Origin of the sequence: Algoriphagus terrigena DSM 22685 (genome assembly GCF_000429445.1) — a bacterium.
In the GTDB taxonomy this organism is placed as follows: domain Bacteria; phylum Bacteroidota; class Bacteroidia; order Cytophagales; family Cyclobacteriaceae; genus Algoriphagus; species Algoriphagus terrigena.
The window spans coordinates 100,310-126,221 of the sequence record NZ_AUBW01000006.1 but is presented as its reverse complement, the minus strand read 5'-3'; the positions used below and the strand labels follow the sequence as shown (position 1 = coordinate 126,221).

Annotated in this window: 14 protein-coding genes; 8 read left to right on the top strand and 6 right to left on the bottom strand. The window is 49.9% G+C overall.

From position 1 onward, the window contains the following. Positions 1-2: 2 nt before the first annotated feature. Positions 3-3,101, bottom strand: coding sequence for a SusC/RagA family TonB-linked outer membrane protein (locus G459_RS0106415; protein WP_084454385.1), 3,099 nt, complete (start codon positions 3,099-3,101; stop codon positions 3-5). Between the two features lie 683 nt (positions 3,102-3,784). Between G459_RS0106415 and G459_RS0106410 the strand changes: the two genes are divergently transcribed. The 4 genes from G459_RS0106410 to G459_RS0106395 all read left to right on the top strand — a co-directional run bounded on the left by G459_RS0106410 (position 3,785) and on the right by G459_RS0106395 (position 12,055). After that, on the top strand, positions 3,785-6,823 hold the full coding sequence (locus G459_RS0106410; protein ID WP_051315102.1) for a SusC/RagA family TonB-linked outer membrane protein: 3,039 nt from the start codon (positions 3,785-3,787) through the stop codon (positions 6,821-6,823). Between the two features lie 33 nt (positions 6,824-6,856). Further along, a complete protein-coding gene (locus G459_RS0106405) occupies positions 6,857-8,362 on the top strand; it encodes a RagB/SusD family nutrient uptake outer membrane protein (protein ID WP_026966896.1) in 1,506 nt (501 codons plus the stop codon). Between the two features lie 215 nt (positions 8,363-8,577). Beyond that, positions 8,578-11,274: a c-type cytochrome gene (locus tag G459_RS26990; protein ID WP_035455319.1), complete on the top strand. Its 2,697-nt coding sequence runs from the start codon at positions 8,578-8,580 to the stop codon at positions 11,272-11,274. Between the two features lie 13 nt (positions 11,275-11,287). Then, positions 11,288-12,055, top strand: a complete 768-nt coding sequence (locus tag G459_RS0106395; RefSeq protein ID WP_425393744.1) for a 3-keto-disaccharide hydrolase — start codon at positions 11,288-11,290, stop codon at positions 12,053-12,055. A 135-nt stretch (positions 12,056-12,190) separates the two neighbouring features. Here the strand turns inward: G459_RS0106395 and G459_RS26985 are convergent, their stop codons facing one another. The 5 genes from G459_RS26985 to G459_RS0106370 form a co-directional block, all read right to left on the bottom strand. After that, positions 12,191-13,333 carry an AEC family transporter gene (locus tag G459_RS26985; RefSeq protein WP_051315101.1) on the bottom strand — a complete coding sequence of 381 codons (1,143 nt, stop codon included), beginning with the start codon at positions 13,331-13,333 and terminating at the stop codon, positions 12,191-12,193. Positions 13,334-13,349: 16 nt separating this feature from the next. Next, a complete protein-coding gene (locus G459_RS0106385; protein ID WP_026966894.1) occupies positions 13,350-14,519 on the bottom strand; it encodes a pyridoxal phosphate-dependent aminotransferase in 1,170 nt (389 codons plus the stop codon). A 42-nt stretch (positions 14,520-14,561) separates the two neighbouring features. After that, the gene (locus tag G459_RS0106380) at positions 14,562-15,005 is read right to left on the bottom strand and encodes a hypothetical protein (RefSeq protein ID WP_026966893.1); all 444 of its coding nucleotides are present in this window, start codon (positions 15,003-15,005) and stop codon (positions 14,562-14,564) included. Positions 15,006-15,116: 111 nt separating this feature from the next. Then, the gene (locus G459_RS0106375) at positions 15,117-16,583 is read right to left on the bottom strand and encodes a SusD/RagB family nutrient-binding outer membrane lipoprotein (protein ID WP_026966892.1); all 1,467 of its coding nucleotides are present in this window, start codon (positions 16,581-16,583) and stop codon (positions 15,117-15,119) included. Between the two features lie 27 nt (positions 16,584-16,610). Beyond that, the gene (locus tag G459_RS0106370; protein ID WP_026966891.1) at positions 16,611-20,075 is read right to left on the bottom strand and encodes a SusC/RagA family TonB-linked outer membrane protein; all 3,465 of its coding nucleotides are present in this window, start codon (positions 20,073-20,075) and stop codon (positions 16,611-16,613) included. An 879-nt stretch (positions 20,076-20,954) separates the two neighbouring features. Here G459_RS0106370 and G459_RS0106360 point away from each other — a divergent pair. The 4 genes from G459_RS0106360 to G459_RS0106345 all read left to right on the top strand — a co-directional run bounded on the left by G459_RS0106360 (position 20,955) and on the right by G459_RS0106345 (position 25,899). Next, positions 20,955-22,016, top strand: a complete 1,062-nt coding sequence (locus tag G459_RS0106360) for an aldose 1-epimerase family protein (protein WP_026966890.1) — start codon at positions 20,955-20,957, stop codon at positions 22,014-22,016. A gap of 162 nt (positions 22,017-22,178) precedes the next feature. Further along, on the top strand, positions 22,179-23,387 hold the full coding sequence (locus G459_RS0106355; protein ID WP_026966889.1) for a cupin domain-containing protein: 1,209 nt from the start codon (positions 22,179-22,181) through the stop codon (positions 23,385-23,387). Between the two features lie 172 nt (positions 23,388-23,559). Then, the gene (locus G459_RS0106350) at positions 23,560-24,579 is read left to right on the top strand and encodes a sugar phosphate isomerase/epimerase family protein (RefSeq protein ID WP_026966888.1); all 1,020 of its coding nucleotides are present in this window, start codon (positions 23,560-23,562) and stop codon (positions 24,577-24,579) included. Between the two features lie 153 nt (positions 24,580-24,732). Further along, entirely contained in the window at positions 24,733-25,899 is a 1,167-nt protein-coding gene (locus G459_RS0106345) for a Gfo/Idh/MocA family protein (RefSeq protein ID WP_026966887.1), read from the top strand. The last annotated feature ends 13 nt before the right edge of the window (positions 25,900-25,912 follow it).

Below are 25,912 nucleotides of genomic sequence, written 5' to 3'. Positions count from 1 at the left end.
AATTATAGACTAATACTCACACCTAACATGAATACCCTTGGTTTTGGATAGGCATAAAGATCAACGCCCTGATCAAATGCTGCCCCCGAGGTGGAGACTTCCGGATCATAGCCGGAATAATCTGTCGTCAAGAAGAAGTTCTGAACCGAGAAGAACGTTCTCATACTTCCTACCTTGAGTTTGTCTAGTGTCTGCTGGCTGAAATTGTAGGAAAGCATGATGTTTCTCCCTCGTATAAAAGAGCCATCTTCGACACGTCTTGAGTCAAGGAATGTGTTATATCCGGCAGTAAGGGGACGGATTTGGGCGTAATAAGTGTCTTGATTTTCCGGAGTCCAGCCGTTCAATACGGTCTTAAAACTATTTGCGATTCCGGTTCGGTCTTCTGCAGAGTGCTTGCTTGACAACGACACATCGTTGCCGTAAGCGAACTGAATATCCACCAACAGTTCAAAGCTCTTCAATCTAAATGTATTGGCAAATGTGCCAAACCCATCAGGGATGCCCTTGCCTATAATCACTCGATCTGCCGTATTGATGACTCCGTCTCCGGTGACGTCTTTGTATTTGATGTCGCCGGGTTTCTTATTAAACGACGCTGCGACTGATTCTTCGTCGGAGCCCCAGGTGCCCTCATGAACATACCCGAAGAATGATCCCACCGGTTCACCTTCTCTTACCACGGTTTGGCCCAAGAAGATATCCGAGCCTCCGGTCAATTCTCTCACCTTGTTTTTGTTGATGGACAGGTTGAAAGTGGTAGACCAGCTGAAGTTGTTCTTTTCGACGTTAACCGTATTGAAACCAAACTCAACCCCTTTGTTTTCCATGCTTCCCACGTTTTTACTTACTACCGTGTAGCCACTGCTGGAAGGCACTGGCGCGCTCAAAAGCATGTCGTCAGTGATCTTCCGATAGAGATCGATTTCAAACATCAATCGGTTTTGAAGGAACCCAATTTCAGCACCGAAATCTATCTGAGACGTCACTTCCCACTTCAGGTCAGGATTTGCAAGGCGGCTGACACCGATGCCTATCTGCCGCTGATCATTGAAGATCACAGAATAATTTCCCATTCCTGCCAACGCTTGATAGGCCGTCACTTCGGAGTTTCCGGTCTGTCCGACACTTGCTCTTAGTTTCAAGTTTGAGATGAGACGACTCGAGCTCAAAAAGCCCTCGTCGGAGGCTCTCCATGCAAATGCTGCAGAAGGGAAAAATGCATATTGGTTTGATTCACCGAATTTTGAAGAGCCGTCTACCCTGCCCGTAAGTGTGAACAGGTACTTGTCGCGGAACGTGTAGTTGATTCGTGAGAAATAAGAGTTCAATCCATACGCCACACTGCCGGAGCTCGGCTGAACGGCGACCGCGCCAGCTCCAAGATTGTTAAAGGTGAAATAATCATCTTGGAAGCCCTGAGCTCTTGCAGTAGAATTGAATCTGTCCACGTGTTGCCAAGCGATCCCGGCCATTGCGTTGATTGCATGGTTGTCGTTAAACTCTCTTATATAGGTCAGGTAATTTTCAAATTGCCAAGAATTCAGTCTGTCATTGAAAACCGAGGCGTCACCACCTTGGTTTTTGGAAATGTAATCCAGGTCTCGGCCGCCGTAGTAGTCAACCCGTTGGTTTACGATGTTTACCGAAAGATTCGATCTGAGCTCAAGTCCTTTTGCCAGATACAGGTTAGCATAGACATTTCCCAAGACAGTCTGGGTGTTCACCAGGTATATTCTTTCCTCTGATACTTGGATAGGGTTGTCACCGCCTTCCATTCCAGGGTAGTCAGCATTTCCTGCCCAAGTGCCGTCCGGATACTTAATCGGTATGATAGGCAATGCTTCCAATACCTGACGCATCGCTATGATGCCGCCATTGCCCAAGGGGTCGATTTGGCTCTCCTTTTGGTCATTGTAGCTTAATACGCCGCCGACTTTTATCCAATCTTTTATTTTGCTGTCAAATACAAATCTCGTCGAATATCTTTTCAACCAAGAATTGGCCATGAGTCCATCCTCATCACGGTAGCCCAGGTAGACGCCAAAATTATCATCCACATTACCGGAAGTGAAATTCAGTTGATGGCTTTGTGTGAATGCGGGCTGGAAGGATTCGTCCTGCCAGTCGGTATCATACAAGGGCTGGCCGTTTGAGTCAAAAAGCTTAGGATTAGTACGCTTTAGCGCGGGATCTTTGTAGATGCCGTTGTTCCATCCGTTAGGATCATATTTTTGGGCATTTTGATAGGCAAGGTCTTCCATCGCCAAAAACTCCTCAGAATTCAACAAAGGAATCTTCTTTGGAAGTACGCCGATGCTGAAGTTCCCTTCGTAGGCGATTGTCCCACCAGATTGGCTGCCGCGTTTGGTGGAGACCAATATCACCCCATTGGCTCCTCTTGCTCCGTAGATGGCTGTTGCTGAAGCATCTTTAAGGATTTCTACAGAGGCGATGTCGTTTGGGTTGATATAGTCGATTGGAGTACTTCCGTTTGCCAAGCCTGTCGCGTGCATGATGACACCGTCGATTACATAGAGTGGATCATTCGCAATACTTACTGAAGTGTTGCCACGAATTCTTATGTTCGCGCGGCCTCCTGGTCGTCCTGAATTGACCGAAACATTCACACCTGCTACCTTACCAGATAAACCATTGGACAGGGTAGCTGAAGGGCGATCTTTCAGACTTTGCTCATTTACCGACCCTACTGATCCTGTCAAATCAGACTTCTTTTGGGTGCCGTAGCCGACCACCACTATTTCGTCAAGTTCGGCTTCGTCCACGGTGAGCTCGACATTGATGACCTCTTCGGTGCCAGTGATCAGTACCTCCTTAGTAGAATAGCCGATGAAACTTACCACCAGAGTTTCGGAAGCTTTGGCATCCAAGCTGAACGTCCCGTCGTCTTCGGCCACCGTACCTCGTTGCGTTCCCTTGACTACGATTAGCGCTCCGGGCACCGGCTGCTGGGTACCGACCTCTGTCACTTTTCCCTTCACCACAGTGGATTGGCCGTAGGCGAGGCCATGAAGGGAAAACAAGGCAAAAATAAGACCGAGCCTAAAGGTCCTTTCCAAGCTGTTTTTGTGTTTTAACATGTATTTTTTGGTTTATTGCTGGCACAAAATCAACTTTTATAAATATGCAGCTATCCTGTGGAGTGCTGTGGAATAAGTTGAGCGCATACGGAATTCGTAGTCCGCTTATTTCCAGCGTTCTAGTGACGGATTTAATGTTTGTATTGAATCGCTTGGCAAGGCTTCACTGGTCGATCGGTGGGGGATTGAGGCTTGTATCGAAAAAATAGGAAGACAGAGATGCCAGAGTGATTTGCGGCGAAGGAGATTTTTTTCACGACCATTCTGCCGAAAGTGGCTTTCTGAGAAGTAGTGGGCTTTCTGCGTTTTTAAGTGACGTCAAGAGAATTATCCTCAGAGATCATTCCACGAAGTCAAAAAATCTGATGTTTGGTTAATGGCGGCGATCTGTTTCTGTCCAAAAGCTAATCTGTCCTTTGCTATCCTGCTAAATCCGCTTTTTATATAATCGGATTTTTTCAATGTTGAATAGATATTCTAATTGTTTTTAAGTAAACATCTGTCCTGCTCTGTCCTGCAATAAAAGCCTGATTTATAGGGTTATTTACAGGATTGGGCAGGATAGGGTCAGTTGTTTATATGGTGTAATTGGGGAGAATTTATTCAATTAACAAAAACCCGTCTATATGAATAACCACTATCTATCTAAGATAAAAGTCCGGCTGGTTGGATTTTTATTGCTTATGTTTTGCATAAGCGCAACGAGTTTTGGGCAGACCCAATCTGTCCGGGGTGTAGTCACATCCGAAGGTGAGCCCGTACCAGGAGCACTGGTGATGATCAAAGGCACCCAAAAAGGAACTGTCACAGATATTGACGGGAACTATACCGTCGACGCTGCTGCAGGAGATGTCTTGGTAATAAGCTTTGTCGGCTATACTACCAAAGAGGTCGCAGTGGTGGGCGGGCAGACCACGATCAATGTCACGCTGGATCTTTCCACTTCCGATCTATCCGAAGTAGTGGTAGTGGGATACGGTAGCCAGATCAAGAAGGAAGTAACTGGAGCGATCCAATCCGTATCCGGAAAAGATTTGCAAGACATGCCCGTTTCGTCAGTAGCGCAAAAGCTACAGGGCAGACTCGCCGGTGTACAGATCAATCAGACCACCGGTAAGCCAGGTCAGGGGATGAACGTACGTATCCGAGGCCAGCTCTCAGTATCAGGCGGCAGTTCACCGCTCTATGTGGTGGATGGATTCCCAATCACGGGCGATATCAATCAGATCAACCCCGATGAAATCGAAGAGTTAACTGTACTGAAAGATGCGGCTTCAACTTCCCTCTATGGTTCTCGGGCAGCAAACGGTGTCATCCTGATCACGACTAAAAGAGGCAAAGCAGGTCAGACCAACGTCGGGCTGAACGTATATACTGGCTTCCAAAAGGTGCCGGTTGAGGGAAGACTCGAGATGATGTCTGCGGAGGAATTTGCCACATTTAAGAAAGAATCCTATGAAGATGCCGGGAATCCTGTACCGGAAGCTTTTCAGAATCCAGCACAATACCGGGACAGCAACAACGACTGGTATGACGCAATGCTGCAGACTGCTCCGATCTCTTCCTATAACCTGACCCTGACTTCCAATAAGGAACGAATCAATACCGCTGTAGTAGCCGGGGTATTTACCCAGGACGGGGTAGTGGTTAATTCGGACTATAGAAGATTCTCATTGAGAATGAATACGGACTATCAGGTGTCTGACAAGGTCAATATCGGCTTTAACGTCGCACCAAACTACGTGATAGACAATACTCCAAGAACCGACGGTTCGCGCGGTACCGGGATCCTGTTCAACGCCCTGCATACTTGGCCGATCATGCCAATCTACGATGCAAATGGAGAACTGACTTACTTCAACACGTTTCCGGCCAATACAGGTAACATCTACAACTATCCAAACTGGGTACGCTCAGCGGAGGAAATCACAAATGAAACGAAGCAGATGAACGTGCTCTCTAATGCTTTCATAGCATGGAAACCGATCAAGGGACTGAATCTCCAGTCAAGCTTCAGCACCGAGATCAGAAACAGCAATTATTTCTGGTTTAACCCGTCTACTGCTACCGCCAATATTAACGTGTCCATTCCAACGGTTGCAGTATCTATCCGTGAAAATTATCAAAGGTTGTCTTGGTTGAATGAGAATATAGCAACCTATACCAAAAGTATTAACGATCACAATTTTGAAGCGTTGGTGGGCTTTTCCAATCAGCGGTACAGAGAAGACCGTACACGAATTCAAGCGGATACCTACGCGGATGATCGCCTCCCGACTATCCAGGGAGCAATTAACGTAAACCGTGGAGGAACGAACTCCGGAGTCGAGGAATGGTCTTTAACCTCAGTGTTCTCCAGACTGACTTACAATTACAAAGGGAAATACCTCTTTACTGCTGCAGTGAGAGGTGATGGCTCTTCCCGATTCGGAGCAGATAACCGCTGGGGTGTCTTCCCGTCCACTTCGGTAGGCTGGGTACTCTCAGATGAGGAATTTTTGAAGTCCAATTCCACCATCTCATTTACCAAACTAAGAGCCAGCTACGGTATTACCGGTAACAACAACATTGGTAACTATACCTCGTATGCCCGGGTAAACAACACCATCAACTCCGTGTTTGGTGAGACAGTGGCGCCAGGAGCTGCCGTGATCTCACTGAACAACCCAAATCTCGGTTGGGAAACTACTGCCCAGTTTGACCTTGGTCTGGAGTTGGGACTGTGGGATGATAGGGTGTCATTTATCTATGACTTCTACACCAAAAACACCACCAACCTGCTTTATGCGGTGCAGATCCCCCAAGAAGCTGGATTTGGCAACTTCAATGACAACATCGGTGAGATCAAGTTCTGGGGTCATGAATTCTCGGTAAATGCAATTGCTGTTAACACAAGCAACTTCCGCTGGAATATCAACGCCAACATCTCCTTCAACAGAAATGAGGTGGTCGAACTGGCGGAGGGAATAGATCGCGTGTATGGAACCTACCATATTACCCAGGTGGGTCAGCCCTTTGGACAGTTCTATGGACTGGTAAAGGAAGGCTACTATATGGATGCCGAAGATCTTGCCAACTCCCCGCAGGTACCTGGTCGCTCAACAGTGGGCAGCATTAAGATGCGTGACGTAAATGGAGACGGCATCATCACTTACGGCGGTGACAACGACGACCGGGCGATTCTCGGTAATCCATTCCCGGACTTTGTGTACGGCATGGTCAACAATTTCACCTGGAAAAATTTCGATGCAAGCGTTACCCTTTCCGGTTCTGAAGGCAACCAGCTTTGGATGAGACACCTCTATAGCACTGCCAACCTAGATGGGGTGTTTAATATGGTGAGAAAGGCCAATGACCGCTTCAGATCTCCTGAAGATCCGGGAGAAGGCTACTTTGGAACGACCGTCGGTGGCGGTAACGTGACGGGTGTAGAACGCGACTGGAACAGCAGCCACTTTCTCTTTGATGCCTCGTATCTGACTGTGCGAAACATCACCATCGGCTATTCTTTCAAGAATCTTGGGAAGTCCATCAAGTCTGCAAGGATCTACGCTTCCGGGCAAAATATGTGGGTGTTCACCAACTACTGGGGTGGATCCAACCCCGAAGTCAGCATGCAGGACAACGGTGCTGGTGACGGCGGCAACCTGAGCCCAGGTGTTGACCTGTCAGGTTATCCGGTTCCACGTACGATCACCTTCGGAGCAAACATCAACTTCTGATCCTAGGCTTTTCATCCCAAAAAGACATTAACAATGAAAAAATATATAATAGCAATAGCTACGGCAAGTATCCTGCTGACCAGCTGTGAGGATTTTCTGACCGTAATTCCGGAGACCGAGTTGACCTCCAATACCTTCTTCAAAACCCGGACGGATTTTGAACAGGCTGTAAATGCTGCCTACGCACCGCTTCGGGCAATAACTACTGAAAGGAGCTGGCTTCTAAGTGAAATGCACTCCGACAATACCTATTATGGACGTAACCCGAACTTCGGGGCTGTGGATCCACAGGAGGACTTGGCGGACTTTTCCGTACTGGTGTCCAATGGCACCAACCCAAACACCCACCTCCTCAACCAGTGGAGACAAGACTATCTGATCATCGCCCGAACCAATCAGATCCTGGCATTGATCGATGGGGTAGACTTCGATGCAACAGCAAAGGCAAACGTGAGGGGCCAGGCCTTGTTCCTGAGAGCGTATGCCTATTTTGAGCTCGCCAGATATTGGGGTAGTGTTCCGCTTCACCTTACTCCAGTAGGAGGACGGGATGAAGCAGCCTTGCCTTTGTCTACGGAAGATGAAGTATATGCCCAAATCATCAAGGACTTGGTCGAGGCGGTTCCATTGCTTCCCAAGCGATCCGCTCAGCAGCTCGGTCGTGTAACTGAGGGAGCGGCACGAACACTCCTCGCCAATGTCTACATCAACCGTAAGCAATGGGCAGAGGCAGAGCAAATCCTGGCTCCTGTGATCAGCAGCGGGGAGTATTCGCTGATGGGAAGTTATGATATGGCATTCTCTGACAACGCCGCAAACAAGAATAACTCCGAATCGGTCTTTGAAGTGCAGTATCTCGAAGGAGCCGCTGGATTCCAAAACGACATTATCTACCGGATGATGCCAAGACCCTTGTTGGCTGCTGAGCTCAAGCCTATCACGGGCACCAACAATACGCAAAGCTTGGATGGAGAGGGGAACAATATCCCAACTCCAGACATCATTGCGGCCTACGAACCGGGAGATACCAGAAAAGATGCCTCCATTGCTTGGGTATTCTTATCCAGCAGTGAGCGGATAGACAAAAATTATCCCTATATCAAGAAATTCGCCAAGAAGCACTCACAGCATGGCAATACCGGGACGAACTTCCATATCTTCCGCTATGCTGAAGTATTGCTCTTCATGGCTGAGATCCTTAATGAGCAGGGCAAGACTGGAGAAGCGGCAGGCTACTTGAATCAGATACGTACACGAGCTGGTTTGGCAGCGACTACCGCCGCTGGTCAGGCTGAGATGAGAGAGGCTATCTTCAAAGAAAGAAGAGTGGAACTTGCCTTCGAAAACAAAAGATGGTTTGATATCCAGCGGACAGACCGTATCCAGGAAATCATCGTTCCATTGGGGCAACGAATCGTAGCTAATCCAGCGGACTACTACTATCCGCCGAGAGCTGTCCCACGTCAAAATGTATTCACTAACCTGAACAAATTCTATCCTTATCCTGCGGATGAATCTAATTTGAGTCCTTATTTCTAAGTTGGTTTTCTTCAATCAAATAGCCCGACAACCGGTAAGATTCTTGAAATCTGGAAGTTGTTGGGTTATTTTCTTACCAGGCAGAGATAGCAGGACAGTTAATTAAATGACAGAAAGTAAATAGCTTGCTTGAATGGCTTTTCACCTTATCAAATAATTCCCAATTTGAAGTCTATGATATTTTATTTACCTGCAATCCAATAATCCCAAAAAATATGTTCCACAAAAGCACTCTTAAGAATCTTCTCTTTTTGGCGGGGATCGTGGCAATCTCTTTTGCCTGCTCCAAAAAAGAAGAGACTGGCCGGCAGCTTACCGGCAATCCCAAAATTGACAAACTCAAACTTCCGGACGGTTTTGTGGCCGAGTTGCTCTACAGTCCGGGAGAGAATGACCAAGGTTCCTGGGTAGCGATGACCTTTGATGACAAAGGCCGCATGATCACTTCCGATCAATACGGATTCCTCTACCGCCTGGAGCTTCCTCCGATCGGTTCGGACTCCACCGTGAAGCCTAAGGTAGAAAGACTGCACGTCGGCAATGTCGCCGAACCAAAGGTGGGAATGGGTTATGCGCAGGGCCTGCTCTACGCATTCAATTCACTCTATGTGATGGTCAATCACAATCCCAATGAGACTTTTAGCCAGCCTACCGGTCTGTATCGCATCCAGGATTTGGATGGGGACGACCAGTATGAGACGGTCACCCAAATCAGAGAGCTCAAAGGTGACCCGGGAGAGCATGGTCCGCACAGTATGAAAGTCACTCCGGACGGCAAAGGGATCTACCTGATCGCAGGTAATCACGTGGACGTGCCGGAGATGAATTCCTACAGACTTCCAAATGTGTGGCAAGAGGACAATCTCTTCCCACTGATCAAAGATCCCAGAGGTCACGCCAACAACCGAATGGCACCGGGCGGATGGATCGCACGGATCAATCCGGAAGGAACGGATTGGGAGCTGATCGGAGCAGGTTTTAGAAATGCTTTTGATTTCGATTACAACGAAGTGGGGGACATCTTCGCCTACGATGCAGATATGGAATGGGATTTTGGGATGCCTTGGTATCGCCCTACCCGAATCAACCACGTCACCAGCGGTGCTGAGTTTGGCTGGAGAACAGGTAACTCGAAGTGGTCACCGGTCTACCCTGACAATTTGCCTGCGCTCGTCAACCTAGGCCAGGGTTCGCCTACCAATGCAATGTTTGCCTTCGATGCAAACTTCCCGAGCAAGTACAAAAAGGCGCTTTACACCTTTGATTGGAGCTTCGGTATTATCTATGCGACTCACTTTACTCCTTCAGGTGCCAGCTACGAAGCTAGCTCTGAAGAGTTTATCTCCGGATCTCCGCTACCGCTGACAGACGGGACAATTGGCCCCGATGGAGCGATGTATTTTGCTACAGGTGGACGAAGATTGGAGTCTGACCTCTATCGTGTCTACTACAAAGGCGATCTGGACACCCACGTTCCTTTGAAAGAAAGTGACCTTCCCAAAGAGGCTATCACCCGACGGGAACTGGAGAAATATCACCATACTGGAGCGCCTGCAGACGGCATCGAAAAAGCCTGGGCAGAGCTTAACAACAAAGATCGCTATGTGCAATATGCTGCCAGAATTGTGCTGGAGCATCAGCCCGTAGCGACTTGGAAGGATCGTGCAATCAGTGAAACTGACGCAGTCAAAAAGATCCACGCTAACCTCGCTTTGGCACATCACGCCACGGACGCAGATGCAGCTGCGATGCTTAACAGTCTGATGCAGATTGATTACAAATCACTGTCTGCCAAAGATCAGCAGGATCTCCTGAGAACGATCGAAGTGATCCTCTACAGATATGACAAAGGGGCTGAGCCTGTCAAGGCGCAATTGGTGACGTATCTGGATCCGCATTTCCCTGCCAACGAAAATATGCTCAATCGTTCGCTGAGTATCTTGATGGTTCATCTCGATGCGCCGTCGGCTGTGGAGAAGACATTGGCCTTGCTTAAAACTGCCAAAGATGATGAGAACTACCAGAAGACTTCCATGGCATCCTCTGACCTCGTGTTCAGAAATCCACAGTACGGGATGGATATTGCCAGCATGCTTGCCAACGTTCCTCCGGCACAGGCAACTTTCTATGCGACTGTATTGGGCGGAGCTGACAAAGGCTGGACTCCAGCCCAGCGCGAAGAATACTTCAAATGGATCAACAATGCGCTGACTGCTTACAAGGGTGGACGAAGCTATGTTGGCTTCATCGACCGCGCCAGAAAGATGGCTCTATCGAGCGTGGACAAGGCTGACTCTGTAAAGTATGATGAAATGTCCGGAGGAAAACTCCTCACTTCCAGTGGTAATGATATCCTAAATACCGGTGTGCAACCAGAAGGTCCGGGCAGAAGGTGGAACGTTGACGAGGCAGACTCGGTGGTGCAAAATCTTGCCGGCAGAGATTTGGTCAAAGGCAAAGCGATGTTTGGCGCGGTGATGTGCCAGTCTTGCCATACTATCCAAGGTGAGGGCGGAGCGATCGGTCCGGACTTGTCTCAGCTGGGTACCAGATTCTCTGCAAAAGACATCTTGGTGGCGACCATTGATCCGAGTGCTACGATCTCCGATCAGTATCACGCGACGGTCTTGGAATTGAAAGCAGGTGGCTCGATTGTTGGTAAACTCAACGACGAGGATGAGGCTAATTACTACATCTCTCAGAACCCTTTTGCGCCGGATGTGATCCGTACCGTCCCTAAAACCGACGTGGTACTTAAGAAAAACGCCGATGTGTCTATCATGATGCCAGGCCTGATCAACCGACTGAACCCAGAGGAGCTCAAAGACCTGATGGCTTACTTGATCTCCGGAGGGAATCCTGATCACGCGGTATATAAGCCGGCAGCAGCCGCTGCCGCTCCAGCACAATAAACCGACGATGACGATGAACATTCGAAAAATAAAACTCACAGGAATCGGACTGGCAGCGTGCCTGCTGTCCGTCTTCCTGGGGTCTTCCCAGACTCCGGAAACTCAGGAAAAAGGATTCAAATCCATCTTCAACGGGACAGATCTCGAAGGCTGGGAGTATGATCCCGTGTATTGGTCCGTGAAGGATGGAGCCATCGTGGGCGAGATCACTCCAGAAACGATTTTAAAAAGCAACACCTTTATCATCTGGAAAGGTGGAGAGCCCGGCGATTTTGAGCTGAAAGTGGACTACTGGATCTCCGAGCAGGGCAACTCCGGTGTGCAGTATCGAAGCGACCGCTTCACGGAGGTTCCTTATGCCTTGCGTGGCTATCAGGCTGACATCGACGGAGGCAACCGCTATACCGGGCAGAATTACGAGGAGCGGAAGCGCACTACGTTGGCTTATCGTGGCCAAAATACCCGCATCACTTCTCAGCCGGATAGCATCACTGAGACGCGTGGTTTTGTGGAGCGCAATGCCTGGAAGGGACTTAATGTGGTCTCTGAACTTGGCAACCGAGATGAGTTGGGAGCTTTGATCAAGAAAAACGATTGGAATTCTATCCGTATCGTCGCCAAAGGAAACGTCATGCAGCACTATGTCAACGGCACGCTGATGAGCGAAGTAAAAGACGAGGATTCCAAAAACCGCATGGCCAAAGGCCTGATGGGCTTTCAGGTCCACGTTGGTCCGCCGATGAAAGTGATGTTCAAGAATATTGAGCTGAAAAAGCTATAATCAACCTGATTGATTGTAGCACCCGATAATACTACCGTCTTTGAAATGAAATAGGCCGATTCCACAGGATTCGGCCTATTTTTTTTGGTGCATTCGGTCGTTGATTTGACCGGATTGGGTTTGTATTCTGCTTTCTTACTTTTCCATCTTTCTGAATTCCAGATCTCCAAAGCTGCGTTCTTCGCGCTGTGTCAGACTTTTTCTATTGGTGACCATGAGTTTGAAGACCTTCGGTGCCAAAGAAACTCCGACGAGTGCCGCACCCAGAATCAGCACATTTGTCGGAACGACCCATAGGTTTTCGGTAGTGAACACACCCAGGATCATCAGAGTGCTCAACGGCATGGAGACCGCAAGTACATTGATCCCCAGTTCGAGATCGAAGGTTGCCTTTTTACTCCCCAGCGTCAGTTCCATCTTGCGGATGGCAGACATGTGTGCAAAAGGCCAGAAACTTACGGCGCTTTGGGGAAATACGACGGCCAGCAGCGCGACGGAAGTGGGAATGCCTGGGACGAGCCACAGGAACAAGCCGCTCAGGAGAAACGTAAAACCCGCCCGGAAGAGCAGCAAGGAAAAGATCGTCTGGAGTTGCTTCCACTTGAAGACGACCGCGATCCCGATGAATAGGAGCACCAATGGCGTCATCACATCTTTCAGCATGATGATCGCTGCTGAGATAGACAGTGGGAGGCTTTCCATATTGAGCCCAAAGCTCAGTAGGATGATTGCCACGATGATGACCAGGTTGATCGGCTCACTGACCATTGCCAACAGGAGTTCCTTGATTTTTTCTTTGTTAGACCTAGGCTGTAGCTGTTGGGTCTTGTAGTACCAAGACATAGCGAGCATGTAGGCTAGGATCAGCACGAAGATTTTGTTTCCGATATCTGCCAGCGCCGACCAAGCCAGCAGATCATCTCCGAGGTATTCGGCTACGAAAGGAAAGCAGGTCAATCCGGGAGCAAGCGACGGAACCAGCAGGGCGAGCGTTCTCATCTCCGCGGAATCCTTCTGTATGCCAAATGCCGGCATGGAAAGTCGGGTGAGGTACATCATCGCCAGGTTGAATCCCAAGGCCATGACCGGAAGGATCAGCAAGTCCGGGTTGATTTCGATCTTCATCAATGCGACAAAGATCATAGCTGGTAGAGCAATTGTAAGAATCAGGGTTTTGAGTCCCTTCTTCTGATCCTCAGATTGGAATTTTTGCTGGAGCAAAACGCCGATTCCAATCAGGAGGATCAGAGAGATGGTTTTTTCTAAAGCTATACTCATGGGTAAAAGGGGAAGATCAGGCGGTAGTTTTCTTGAAGGTTTCGACGAATTGCTGCATTTCGTCCATGGTTCCCATGCTGACTCGGCACCACGGTTTGTCGTCTATCTTGAAGACCCGGATGCCGACGCCGCCGTCATACATCCCCTTCATGAAGGTCGGGCCTTCCATGGCGATGGGGAAAATCATGAATGAGGTGCAGGAAGGGATGATGTCATATCCCAGGGAAGTGATCTCGGAGGCCGTGTATTCTCTGCATTCCGTATTGAGACTCTTGCAGTTGGCGAGAAATTCCTGCTCGTTCATGCTGGCGATGGCTCCTTTGAGTGAGGTGACGCATAGTCCCATGGTACTTCTGACCAGCGAAGTGATCGTCTCGATCCGCTCCGGCTGAGCGACCATGTACCCGATTCTCAGCCCGGCCATTCCATGGATCTTGGAGAAAGTTCGGGCTACGATGACGTCCTTGCCCTCGGCTACCAGACCTACCATCGTGTTGGCTTCAGGATTGTCCATGAATTCCAAATAGGCTTCATCTACGAAGACGGGGACTTTTTCGGAAGTTTTGGCACAAAAGGCCTTGAGCTTGGCCGCATCTGTGGTCGAGCCGGTGGGGTTGTTGGGATTGCAGATGTACACCAGCTTGGTCTCAGCATCGACTTCCTTGGCCATCGCATCCAGATCGTGTTGAAAGTCCAGCGTCAATGGCGTTGGCTTCCACGTGGCACCCATCGATTGGGCGGTGCTCATGATCGACATGTAGGCGGGATCTGCCGATACGATGTTTCCTCCGTTTCTGAACTGTACGAAGGCCGTTTTTTCCAAAAGATCAGAAGAGCCGGGTCCCATCATGATGTGGGCTGGAGTCACGCCCTCTTTTTCGGCAATCATCTTGATCAAAGTGGCTGCGTCGCCGTGTCCGTATCGGTTTCCCATGGACACCGAATCCGAGATAGCCTGAATCACTTTTGGGGAAGGGCCATAAGGATTTTCGTTGGCGTTAAGTTTTGCTACGATTCTCGCCTCATCATAGTTGAAGGTAGGGAGGTACTCTTTTAGCCGGCTTTCTGGCCGATAGGAATGCAGATTTTCTTTTCCTGCGAAAGCGAGTGAGGGAGCCAGGCTCATTGCTCCCATGGCCATAAAGCCCGATTTGAGCCAGTTTCTTCTGCTAATTGCTTGTTTCATGATTGGTGAGATTTTGGATGAAATGGTTTTTTTAAGGTGTTTTTATTGAACTCGGACAGTATGATATTTTCTGAAAGCGATGGATTTGTGCGTGCCGGCAAACTCCAGTCTGACCTGGGTTCCGCTTTTTGGTACATCGACTCCCAGATCAGCCCAGCTGATGACCAAGTCTGCTATCCCTTCGGTATCGGTGGTTAGCGAGGCTACTTTTCTGGTGTTGGCCACATAGACGTCCAGCGCAAGATTGGCTACCGGGATAGAGTCAATGCCCAGGTTATGATCCAGAATGTTGGTCTTGTCGAGCTCAAAGGTCTTCGAGCTGACGGAGACAGACGACGTAGGTGAGAATGCCGTGCCCTGCAGCAGGATCAGTACCGGTGCGGCAACGTTTGGAGTCACCAGATCGTCGGCTTCTACACAAGCCTGAGCAAAAAGCATCAGGGACAGTGCGATGAATAGGGTGGAGTGTTTTATAGATTTTTTCATATGATTATTTTTTTGAGGCCATATGGAATCTCGCATGGTTTACAACCCGATGTGTGACGGTCTGAGTCATGTTCAATTTCATGATATGCGTTTTTGAAAGTGGATACTGGACTATTCTACCCACCAGAGTGGTGTTCTCATGTTGTCAGGGCCACCGAGTTTGGTGACACCTTCGGAGAGGTTGGTCTGGTTGAGCGAATATTCCGATGTCGGATATTCGATGCGGGTAGGGAGCACTCCCTCGTTGGAAAAAACCGCGCTAGGATGTGGTGGAGGCATGACCGGGTATCCTGTCCTGCGGTATTCCACCCAAGCTTCGACACCCTGACCGAACAGTGCCAGCCATTTTTGGGTCATGATGGTTTCCTTGGTAACCGCGCCGATTCTGCTCATGTAGTCGGCAGGCATGGTCAGTCCGTGTTCGGTAAAACTGGCCCCGATAGCATCTGCAAGCAAAGCGCTTGGGTCTCCTGTGATATCTCCGTCAAAAGCCGCCTCAGCTTTGATAAACAGTAACTCGGTGAACGTCATCAGGAGGCTTGGCGCAATCGGACTCAGGTACTTGGTGCCGATACGCGAGGCGTTGAAAGTGCCCGCGGCGGCATCAGTCAGCCCGTTGGGGAGTCCGGCGTAGCTGCCATCGGCCAAAGGCTGTGCGTAGACTTTGATCCGGTCATCTTTGAGTGCCTTGAGTCGGTCGATCAGCGTGGAGCTGACGTTCCAGTCGGAGCGGGTCGAGAAGACGTCAAACATCTTGTTGCGGCTGCCGATTACATCGAAATGTTGCAGTTGAGCAGACTCTGACTGCTTGGTAAATACAGGATATTTGGCGGGGTCAGCGAGGATCTTGGTGAGGATGGCTCTGGACTCAGCCGGTTTTTTTGCCGCCTGCCTGTTCGCGATTCTTAAGGCCAGTGAGTTGGCAAACATCTTCCATTTCAGGATGTTTCCGCCAAAGAGGATGTCACCTGTGATCGGTGGGCCGCCCACTACGAGATTGGTGTTGGCGTCTTCCAGATCAGCCAGCAAGCCTGCATAGATCTCCTCCATGGAATCGTATTTCGGAGAATTGATGACGACTTCAGCAGTCCCTTGCAGCGCTTCGGAATAGGGGATCGGCCCGAATACGTCAGTGAGATAGGAAAAAGCAAAGGCTTTCATCACCAAGGCCACGCCGACGTAGTTACTGTTGGCATAAGCGGCTCCTGGGGCAGAGAGGTTTTCCACCCGCTCGAAATTGACCAGAGACTCCGTGAAGATCTTATTCCAGGTACCGGAAGAGATGGTCAGTGGAATTTCGTAGCTATCCCCCTCGGCATTGATGTAGATATTGCGGGAAAGGTGCTGGACCCAGCACATCGCGGCATCGATATTCAGTCGCTCGTACCGGGTGCTATGGCCCCAATATCTGTCGACCACAGTCTGGATGGCATTTGGCAGAAGCAAAGCAGGTGAGATCTCGACAGGATTGTTTGGATCTGTATTCATCTCCTCAAACTCACCGGTACAGGACTGTACCGTCCAAGCTCCCAACACAAGGAGCAGTGCAGAAAGTGACTTTATGTAAGTTTTTTTCATGACAGTTAGTGTTTTAGGATTAGGCGATTAAAAAGTGACGTTCAGGTTGAATCCCATGCTTCGGGTGGTGGGCATTTCGCCGTAGGCAAAGCCCTGACCGTTGCCGCCCTTGTTGTCCACTTCGGGATCCATGTGCGGATGGTTTTTATACAAAATGGCCAGGTTGCGGGCGATGAAAGTCAGCTTCATCGACTGGATGAACTTGTTGCCAAGGAAGTTTTGAGGGAAGCTGTAGCCGAAAGTCAGTTCTCTAAGCTTGACATAGGTTCCGTCAAAGATCCCGGCCTCGTGGTAGGTTCTTGGATTTTGTGCGTTCCAGAAGGTGGTTGCGCTGACGATGACATCATTTGGGACAAAGACAGGCTCTTCACTGGTGCCCACGTTCATGACACCCTCTCCAATGATTCCTTCCTCACGACCGGCGGCGGTTTCGGCGTACTGGCCGGTTTTCCTTGCCAGTCCTGTGCCCACGTCGAAGATATCCCCACCCATCTTGACGTCAATCAAGGACGAAAGGGAGAATCCTTTGAAACTGAAGGAATTGGTAAGACCGCCGATCCAGTCAGGTTGGATGTTGCCGAGTGCATAGGTTCCTTCTTCCAGGATTGGAAGACCATTACTGTAGATCAGGTCGCCTTCCGGGCTTCGGAGGTAGCGTCTTCCATAGAGTGTGCCGTACGGCTGACCTACCCTAGCTTCGGAGGTAAGGCTGTTTTGTGTGCCGAGGATGTAGTTTTCTAATCCTTCAGCCAGTTCTACGACCTTGTTTCTGTTTCTGGCGAAGTTCAGCGCGACGTCCCATCTTAGGCCGGAGGGAAGCTCCAGGGGGATGGCCGTCAGCATCAGTTCGATGCCTTGGTTGGTGATTTCTCCGGCATTCAGGATCTGGCTGTTGTAGCCGGAGGCGGTGGAGATGGAGACCGCAAGGATCTGGTTGACGGTGGACTGGTGATAGTAGGTCATGTCCAGACCCAGTCTGCCCTCGAAGAAACGCAAATCTATTCCGAGTTCTTTTCCTGTCGTGATTTCTGGCTTCAGGTTTCGGTTGGCGATTTCCTTGGATTCGGTGTAGGTCGGCGTGGTGCCTGCCCACAGTCCCATTGAAGCGTAGACTTGATTGAGTTTGTAGGGATCGGCGGAGTTTCCTACCTGTGCGATACTTCCTCTGATCTTGGCAAAGGACAGCACGTCTGAAGAGATGTTGAACATGTCCGTGACGACTGCGCTAAGTGCTACCGAGGGATAAAAGAAGGAGTTGTTGTCCACCGGCAGAGTGCTTGACCAGTCGTTTCTTCCTGTCAGATCGAGAAACAGGTAATTTTTGAATCCCAGTTGTGCGGAGCCAAAGACACTGTTGACCACCTGTTCGCTGGTCTCGCTGGACGGTGTGGTTGGGCTGGCATAGTTGCCGAGGTTGTAGAGCCCGTCGATGGTCAATTGTCCGATGTTGACTTGGGTTCTTTTGTACAGGTTGGTGCGGTTGATGGCTCCTGCCTGGATTTTCAACGAAAAGTCGTTGGAGATTTTTTGGTCATAAGTCAAGATCAAGTCATTGTTGGTTTCCTGACTTCTGAGTGCGATCTCCTGATAAGATCCCAATACTTTCACGTTGTTTTTGGTGTATTCCACCCCCGTCACATTTTCCCTCAGATCAGACCAGAAGTCGGTGCCGCTTCGGACGAGGACGCTGAAGTGCTCGTTGAATTCATAGGTCAAGGCGATGTTGCCGACGAGGCGATCTTTCTCGTTGGCGTTGGTGTAGGCTTCCTGATAGAAGAAAGGATTGGAGAAGTATTCGTGCTGCCAGTTGGCATAGGGGTAGGAGTCTCCGGGACGGAAAGTAGCCGCCTGAGTCTCATAGTAGTCTTCCCAGTTTTTCAGCTTGGTGTAGTCGGAATGGCGGTGTGCCCAGATGAAATCCTGGCTGCTGGAGAAGTTTCTGTTGTCGGAGCCGGATTTGATGTATTCGGCATTGACCATCACCTGCAGCTTCGGAGTGAACTTGTAGGAAGTGTTCAGCTTGAAGTTGTTTCTCCAATAGTCATTGTTCAGCATGATGCTGGTTTGATCCATTTTTCCTACGGAAAGCCGGAAGCTTCCAAACTCATTTCCTCCGGAAAGTGCCACGTTGAAGGTTTGGGTGGAGCCAGTTTCCCAGAAGTCCTCCCAGTTGTTGGGCTGGGGCAGAAGAGCGACTTTTTCGGGAGCGGAATACCAAAGAGGAACCATCCGGCCGTCCATGGGCGCACCCCAGCTTTCGTCCACACCGGCGGTGCCTCGGATGCCGTCGGCGTCGAAGCCATTTCGCCCATCTACGTACCAGGTGCTATAGCCTGCCCCACCTCCATAGGTGTTTTGAAAGGATGGCTTGACCAATGGGTTATCCCAGGTCATATTCGAGTTGAATTCCAGTCCGATTCCCTGGGTACCTTCACCGTTTTTGGTGGTGACCATGATGACCCCGTTCGCTGCTCTGGATCCGTAGAGTGCAGCCGCAGTAGGGCCTTTCAGGACGTTGATCTCCTTAATGTTGTCGGGGTTTAGTTCCGATAGGCCGCTGCCGTACTTTTTGGAGGAAGTTTGTTCCAAAGGAACCCCATCCACCACAATCAGCGGTTCGTTGTTGCCCGCCACAGAGGATGAACCCCGGATGACAATGTGGGAGCCACTGCCTGGACTGGAATTGCCGGTGACCTGTACTCCTGCTACCCGCCCGGAAAGTGAGTTTGCGACGTTTGCTGCGCGGGCTTCCGTGAGCGCGTCTCCGTTGACGCTTTGGGTAGAATATCCCAGGGCTTTCTTGTCTCTGGCCAACCCAAAGGCGGTGACCACCACTTCGCTCAGCGCCAAGTCAGAGGGTGCGAGGATGATGCTGTACTCGGTCTGCGTGCCGATGGGGATCTCTTGGGTAGTGAACCCGATAAAGGAGACCACCAAGACGGGACTGGGTATAGATTCGTCAAAGCTCAGCGAGAACCTGCCGTCAAGATCAGTCACCACGCCGATGTTGGTGCCTTTGATGATGACGCTGGTGCCGGGGATTCCTACCTCAGTGTCATCGAAGACAATTCCCTGGATCGTCCGATCCGCTTTTGCGATCACTTGTGGTTGGGATGTCGAAAGGGTTTGGTTGCCTGCAAAGGGAACTGAGGGGGACTCGCTCCGTTTTTCCGGGAGGTAGTAACTTCCCGAACCTTTCTTGTATTGGATCTGACTTCCCTTGAGAATCCGGTCGAGGTTCTCGGCTACCGTGAGCTGGGACTTGACAGTCGCCGGAGTCGAATTACTTGTAGCCCGTGTAGAGGCCATAGAGGTTGCATAGATCTCTTCCAGATCCTTCATTGCGGATTCCAAGGCTTCGGTGTCTTGCCCCTGATTGGGACTTGACCCGTTGGCCGGTTGTTGCAAAGGGTGGCTGTAGGCGGAGGGTGGGAGCGCAATGGCTCCCACCAGGCCAGCTGCCAGCAAATAGTGGGTAAAATTTGAGAGCATAGATTGATTGGTTAGTGGTTAGAATGATTCTTTGATGAGTTTGGGCGTATTGTTAATCATTCTGCCTTATCCTTTCGGACTTGGTACTATTCTCTATGTTGTTTTCCCGATCCTTTTGATCGGGACATTTGCTCTATTTTATTCACTGCTGGTTTAGTCTCTTTTATTAGAATCGGGCCGGTTGCTTACTTTTTAATCGGTCGGTTGATTTGCCAATTCCCTCGGAGCATTTCGAAATCTCTCTGATCCTGATTTGCCTTGGGAAATGGATTTCTTCACACGGCCGTGGCTTTCGGTAGGGAGCCTCAGTATTCTTCAAATGTGTTTGGTTCCGGTTTCAATTTCCGGTCATTCTGGTAGATCAGTCTTTCGGGATTCTTATGGTGAACCGATTTCAGCTCCTTTGCTTCTGAATTCCATCCGGGGAGAATCCCCATTATCATTTTTGATTTTGTCGAGTACCCATTTCTCGTTCATCTCTTGCTCGGGACAATGCGAAATAGTAAGAATTAGTGTTTGTAGATATTTACTAAACAGGGTTAAAAATTTTATTGAATTGAATAAAAAAATATAAGGATTACAAATATTGGTTTCAAAAAACAATAAGAATGTGAAAAAAATACAGAATTCACAAAAAATAGGTTTTTTCGTGATGATCTGACAACTGGCTGTTTTTTGTATGCAAAGTTCAAATCAAGCTAACTCGTCCCCGTGGCGCTGAGAGCTCAAGTTCATGCGCGGGTTATTTTTGATCAGTGGCAAATTTGGGCTAGGCATTTTTTTCTATCTTACTTCCTCGCTTTTCCGAAACACCCTTATACAGCAGGATAGTCTCAGGAGGCCTTTTTTATAGGTTACAGGTCAGTACAAACTCCCAAAATGAATCTCTCAGAAATCGCCCATTGGAAACATAAACTGTCCAACTCCCACCAAATCGGTGGCATCGAAACTTCTGTCGTGGACAACGGGGCCGGACGGGGAGTTCGGATAGCTTGGATCAATACCGGGGCAGGACTTCGCTACAAGCTGGTCTTGGATCGGGGCATGGATATCCTGGATGCATTTCATAATCAATACAGTCTGGCTTGGATTTCCCGTGCGGGCATGACTTCCCCGCAGCCTTTTTCCAATCAGGGCATTGACTGGTTGCGGACCTTTGGTGGTGGGCTGCTGACTACCTGTGGCCTATCCAATGCGGGCGGACCCAATACAGATGAAAGCGGATCCCGCGGACTTCACGGCAACTATTCCAATTCTCCTGCCGAGCTCGTGTCCATCCGTCAGCCGAATATCCACAGTGGAGACTTGAGCTTTGAGATCGTGGCCAGAGTACGGGAGACGACCACCTTCGGGCCCAGTCTGGAGATGCTCCGCTCCATATCGGGAAAGATCGGCTCAGCCGAAATACACATCAAAGACACGGTGACCAACCGTGGCAATACCCCCGCGCCGCATATGCTGCTCTATCACATCAATTGCGGCTGGCCGCTGATCGATGACGGGACGAGGATTGTCTGGAAAGGCGAAATCGTGCCGGAAGGTAACGCTGGCACCTGCACCCATGTGGGGACGGACTTTAACAGAGAACACCAATTCACCCGCTGCGCACCTCCCCTCGACGAGCATAGCGGATACGGAGAGGATGTGGCCTGCATCATCCCGGATTCGGATCAGGTGGTCTGTGGATACGCCAACGATAACTTGGCGTTGGGCTTAAAGATCACCTTTTCCAAAACCCAAATGCCTTGGCTGATCAACTGGCAACATTGGGGGAAAAATGAATACGTAACCGCCTTGGAGCCTGCGACCCATCCTCCGGTCGGCCAGACAGCAGTGAGAGAAAACGGAACACTCATTTTGCTCGAACCCGGAGAAAGCAGAACCTACGACTTGAAGCTGGAAGTGCTGACGGGAGAAAAAGTAAGAGAATTTAAAATGTAGAATTAAGAATGAGAAATTGAGATGGAGCCAATCCGCCACGTCGAACAAGTTCTTCCAACAATAAAGAACACCGAATGTTGAATGATGAAGTGGGGAGGGTGCGGCTAATTTTCCAATCTTTCAATTTTCCAATAAAGAAAAGATAACCTAATTACCAATACCATGAGTTTAGCCAAAAAGGCCCTGGAGCAGGGCGAAGGAATACTGAGATTGACGCCGACCTGGGTGCCGCGATCGTTTTGCGTGCCGGGAAGAAGGATCAAACTCCATCCAGACGACTACTATGCGCTGGGCGGAATGCGCGGAGGGATCGACGAGCGTTGGTTTTCATCCACCACACCTGCCGAAAACGGCCCGCTGACCTCTAAGAATGAAGGTCTTTCCCATATTGCTTTCGAGGAAGGCGGCAAGACGGAAACGTTCCTCCTAAAGGATGCGATCGACGAGTTGGGCGCGGAGATCGTGGGTTCTAGGATTTGGGACAAATACAAGTCCTGGCCGATGTACTCCAAGTTTTTTGACAACATGGGTCCGCTTCCCCACCACATCCACCCGAGCGATGAGTTCGGAAAGCTAACCGGACAAAACGGCAAGCCGGAAGCCTACTATTTTCCTCCCCAAGTCAATAACCATGGCGGTGATTTCCCTTACACGTTCTTCGGAATCGCGCCGGGAACGAGCAAAGAGACCATTTTGCAGTGTCTGAAAGATTTCAAAAAAGGCGACAATAAGATTACCAATTACTCTCAGGCATTCCGTCTGCAGCCGGGTACCGGTTGGGATGTGCCTCCGGGGATGCTCCACGCGCCGGGTTCCCTGTGCACCTACGAGCCGCAGAAGGCGTCCGATATCTTTGCGATGTACCAGTCGCTGGTGAATGAGGCGATCATTCCGGAAGAACTCCTTTGGAATGCAGCCCCTAAGGAGCGTTGGGGTGACTATGATCTCTTGGTGGAGATGATCGACTGGGATCTCAACGTCAATCCAAATCTGATGGACAATCACTACATGGAGCCAAGACCGGTGGAGGCAGAGGAAAAGATGCATGCGGCTGGCTACCACGATGCTTGGATCTGCTATCGATCCCGCGACTATTCTGCGAAGGAACTGACCATCTTCCCAGGCCAGACCGTCACCATCACCGATAGTGCTGCCTACGGAATGATCATGATGCAGGGACACGGCACCATGGGCGTTTGGGATATTGAGACCCCGTCTTTGATCCGCTTTGGGCAGCTGACCCATGACGAATATTTCGTTAGCGAAAAGGCAGCTCAGGCAGGCGTGAAGATCACCAACCTTTCCAAAACCGACCCGATTGTGATGCTGAAGCACTTCGGTCCGGATAATCCGGATTTGGTTGTGAAATAGAATTGTCAACGGTCAATAGTCCACAGTCCGCAGCTGGTCCTTGAGTAACTCACCCTCAAATCACTGAGTTGACGGATGAGGTACCCGATTCGGGCTATCGACTGTCGTCCGTGGACCGTTGACCGTTGACGAAAAAACAATATTTAACCCTATAACTTAATAACCTTTAACAATGAACAACTTCCCAAAACTCCATAATGCCACCTGGCCGGGATGGGTCGGAAAAGGTCCAGATTCCGAACCAATTATTCCTTTTGATTCTCTCCTGCAAATGACTGCCGCCGCTGAGGTGGACGGGGTCAAGTTTGACGGAATCGACGTCGGCTTGCTGGAGCATTTTGACTTAAATAATCCCGACGAGGCAAAAAAACTTGCCGATAAAGTTTCGAAATACAACCTTAAGGTAGGTTCCTTGGTGGCACCGATCTGGGCAGGGAATGCCATGGGCGATGCCGATCAGCGGAAGACGTTTGTAGAGATGGTCCGCAAATCCTGCGAATTCGGTCAAAAGCTGAAGGAACTGGGAGTGAGAAATTATGGCATCGTGCGGATCGACTCAGCCGCAGGCGTATCCGACTGGGCCAAAGATCCGGTGGGTAACACCAAACTCATCGCTCAAACTTTCCGCGAAGCTGCTGATGTGGCAGATGGATTTGGTGAGAAACTTGCTGCGGAAGGCGAAATCTGCTGGGGCGCAATGCACAGTTGGAAGCACATGATCGAGCTGCTGGAGATGGTGGATCGCAAGAATGTGGGTTTCCAGGCGGACATGTCCCACACGTTTCTATATACCATGGGCTACAATGCTCCCGAGCATCGAATCCTCCCTGCAGACGCAGATCTGAAGGATCGGGATGCTGTCAAAGCCGCTTTGAAGACTGTGACGGATGCGCTCCGTCCTTGGACAATTGACTTCCACGTGGCGCAGAATGACGGATCTGTTTTCGGTTCGGGTTCGCACGACAAGACCGGGCGTCACTGTCAGGCGACTGATCCAAACGGAGTCTTGGATATCGCGCACGACGCAGGCTACTGGTTGAGAGATGAGAAGGGTGAATTAACCAAGGCTTTCCAGCACATCTGCTGGGACGGCTGCATGTTCCCAAACCAGGTGATGAACAATCAACAAACTTGGAATGACATCCTGGCTGCAATGATCAAGGTGCGGGAAGCACATGGGTGGCAAGGCTGATTTACGATTTACGAAAGACGATTTACGAGGTAAAGGGAAGAGTTGATGTTTAAGACAAAGGGGAACCGTTGAGGCACTAAAACCTTTCTGTTGTTCCATTTTGCCGCTTTCCAACTCAATTTTCCAACCTTCCAATTTTAAAATTTTCCAATTATGGCTAATAAAAAACTAATTCGAGTGGGTCTTATCGGCACAGGGCTGATGGGCCGCATCCACACCAGCGGCTACAAGCGTGTGCCCGATTTTTTCTCCGAACAAGAATATCAACCGGTCCTGCAAGCTTGCTGCTCCCGTCGCGAGGACAAGGCAAAAGCCTTTGCTGAGCAATGGGGCTATGCATCCTACGAGACAGACTGGAAGCGAATCATCGAGCGGGACGACATCGACGCGGTGGACATCTGTACGCCCAACGATTCCCATGCCGAGATCGCCATCGCGGCTGCAGCTGCTGGCAAGATGATCCTCTGCGAAAAGCCGCTGGCCAGGACAGTCGCTGAAGCAGAAGGAATGCTAAAGGCTGTCGAAGCAGCAGGCGTGAAAAACACCGTCTGGTATAACTACCGAAGAATTCCAGCTGTCACCCTCGCCAAGAATATCGTGGCTTCAGGCAAGCTGGGCAAGATCTTCCACTACCGCGCCAACTTCCTTCAGGATTGGACCATCAACCCCGACTTACCTCAGGGCGGTGACGGCACCTGGAGATTGGACGTAGACGCTGCAGGTTCGGGTGTGACCGGTGATTTGCTGGCGCACTGCGTGGACACTGCGATGTGGATCAACGGTGGGATCAAAGACGTGTCTGCCGTGACCGAAACTTTCGTCAAAGAGCGGGTGCACACCACGACCGGGGAAAAACAAAAAGTCGGGATCGACGATGCTTGTATTTTCCATTGCCACTTTGACAACGGTTCTTTGGGGCTTTTCGAAGCTACCCGCTATGCCCGTGGTCACAAGGCGCTGTACACGCTGGAGATCAATGGCGAAAATGCCTCCATCCGCTGGGATCTGCACGATCTGACGCGACTGGAGTACTTCGATCACAGTGACGAAGGGAAACTCAGAGGCTGGAGATCCATCCACGTCACAGACGGCGATCATCCGTATATGAATCGTTGGTGGATTCCGGGCACTTCCATCGGATATGAACATTCATTTATCCATCAGGTGGCAGATTTCTTCCTTAGCCTGCAAACTGGAGAGCCTTGCCATCCAACATTTCGTGATGCGTTCGAAACCCAAAAAGTCTGCGAGGCAGTCATCAACTCTGCCAACGACCGGGCTTGGAAGGACACCGGAGTGGAGTGGGTGGAGAAAGTTTAGAATTTTGAATTTA

Coding starts and splice junctions, on each gene's coding strand:
- G459_RS0106395 (WP_425393744.1), top strand. CDS start 11,288: ATGAACATTCGAAAAATAAAACTCACAGGAATCGGACTGGCAGCGTGC.
- G459_RS0106355 (WP_026966889.1), top strand. CDS start 22,179: ATGAGTTTAGCCAAAAAGGCCCTGGAGCAGGGCGAAGGAATACTGAGA.
- G459_RS0106385 (WP_026966894.1), bottom strand. CDS start 14,519: ATGAAACAAGCAATTAGCAGAAGAAACTGGCTCAAATCGGGCTTTATG.
- G459_RS26985 (WP_051315101.1), bottom strand. CDS start 13,333: ATGAGTATAGCTTTAGAAAAAACCATCTCTCTGATCCTCCTGATTGGA.
- G459_RS0106410 (WP_051315102.1), top strand. CDS start 3,785: ATGTTTTGCATAAGCGCAACGAGTTTTGGGCAGACCCAATCTGTCCGG.
- G459_RS0106375 (WP_026966892.1), bottom strand. CDS start 16,583: ATGAAAAAAACTTACATAAAGTCACTTTCTGCACTGCTCCTTGTGTTG.
- G459_RS0106405 (WP_026966896.1), top strand. CDS start 6,857: ATGAAAAAATATATAATAGCAATAGCTACGGCAAGTATCCTGCTGACC.
- G459_RS26990 (WP_035455319.1), top strand. CDS start 8,578: ATGTTCCACAAAAGCACTCTTAAGAATCTTCTCTTTTTGGCGGGGATC.
- G459_RS0106370 (WP_026966891.1), bottom strand. CDS start 20,075: ATGCTCTCAAATTTTACCCACTATTTGCTGGCAGCTGGCCTGGTGGGA.
- G459_RS0106345 (WP_026966887.1), top strand. CDS start 24,733: ATGGCTAATAAAAAACTAATTCGAGTGGGTCTTATCGGCACAGGGCTG.
- G459_RS0106360 (WP_026966890.1), top strand. CDS start 20,955: ATGAATCTCTCAGAAATCGCCCATTGGAAACATAAACTGTCCAACTCC.
- G459_RS0106380 (WP_026966893.1), bottom strand. CDS start 15,005: ATGAAAAAATCTATAAAACACTCCACCCTATTCATCGCACTGTCCCTG.
- G459_RS0106350 (WP_026966888.1), top strand. CDS start 23,560: ATGAACAACTTCCCAAAACTCCATAATGCCACCTGGCCGGGATGGGTC.
- G459_RS0106415 (WP_084454385.1), bottom strand. CDS start 3,101: ATGTTAAAACACAAAAACAGCTTGGAAAGGACCTTTAGGCTCGGTCTT.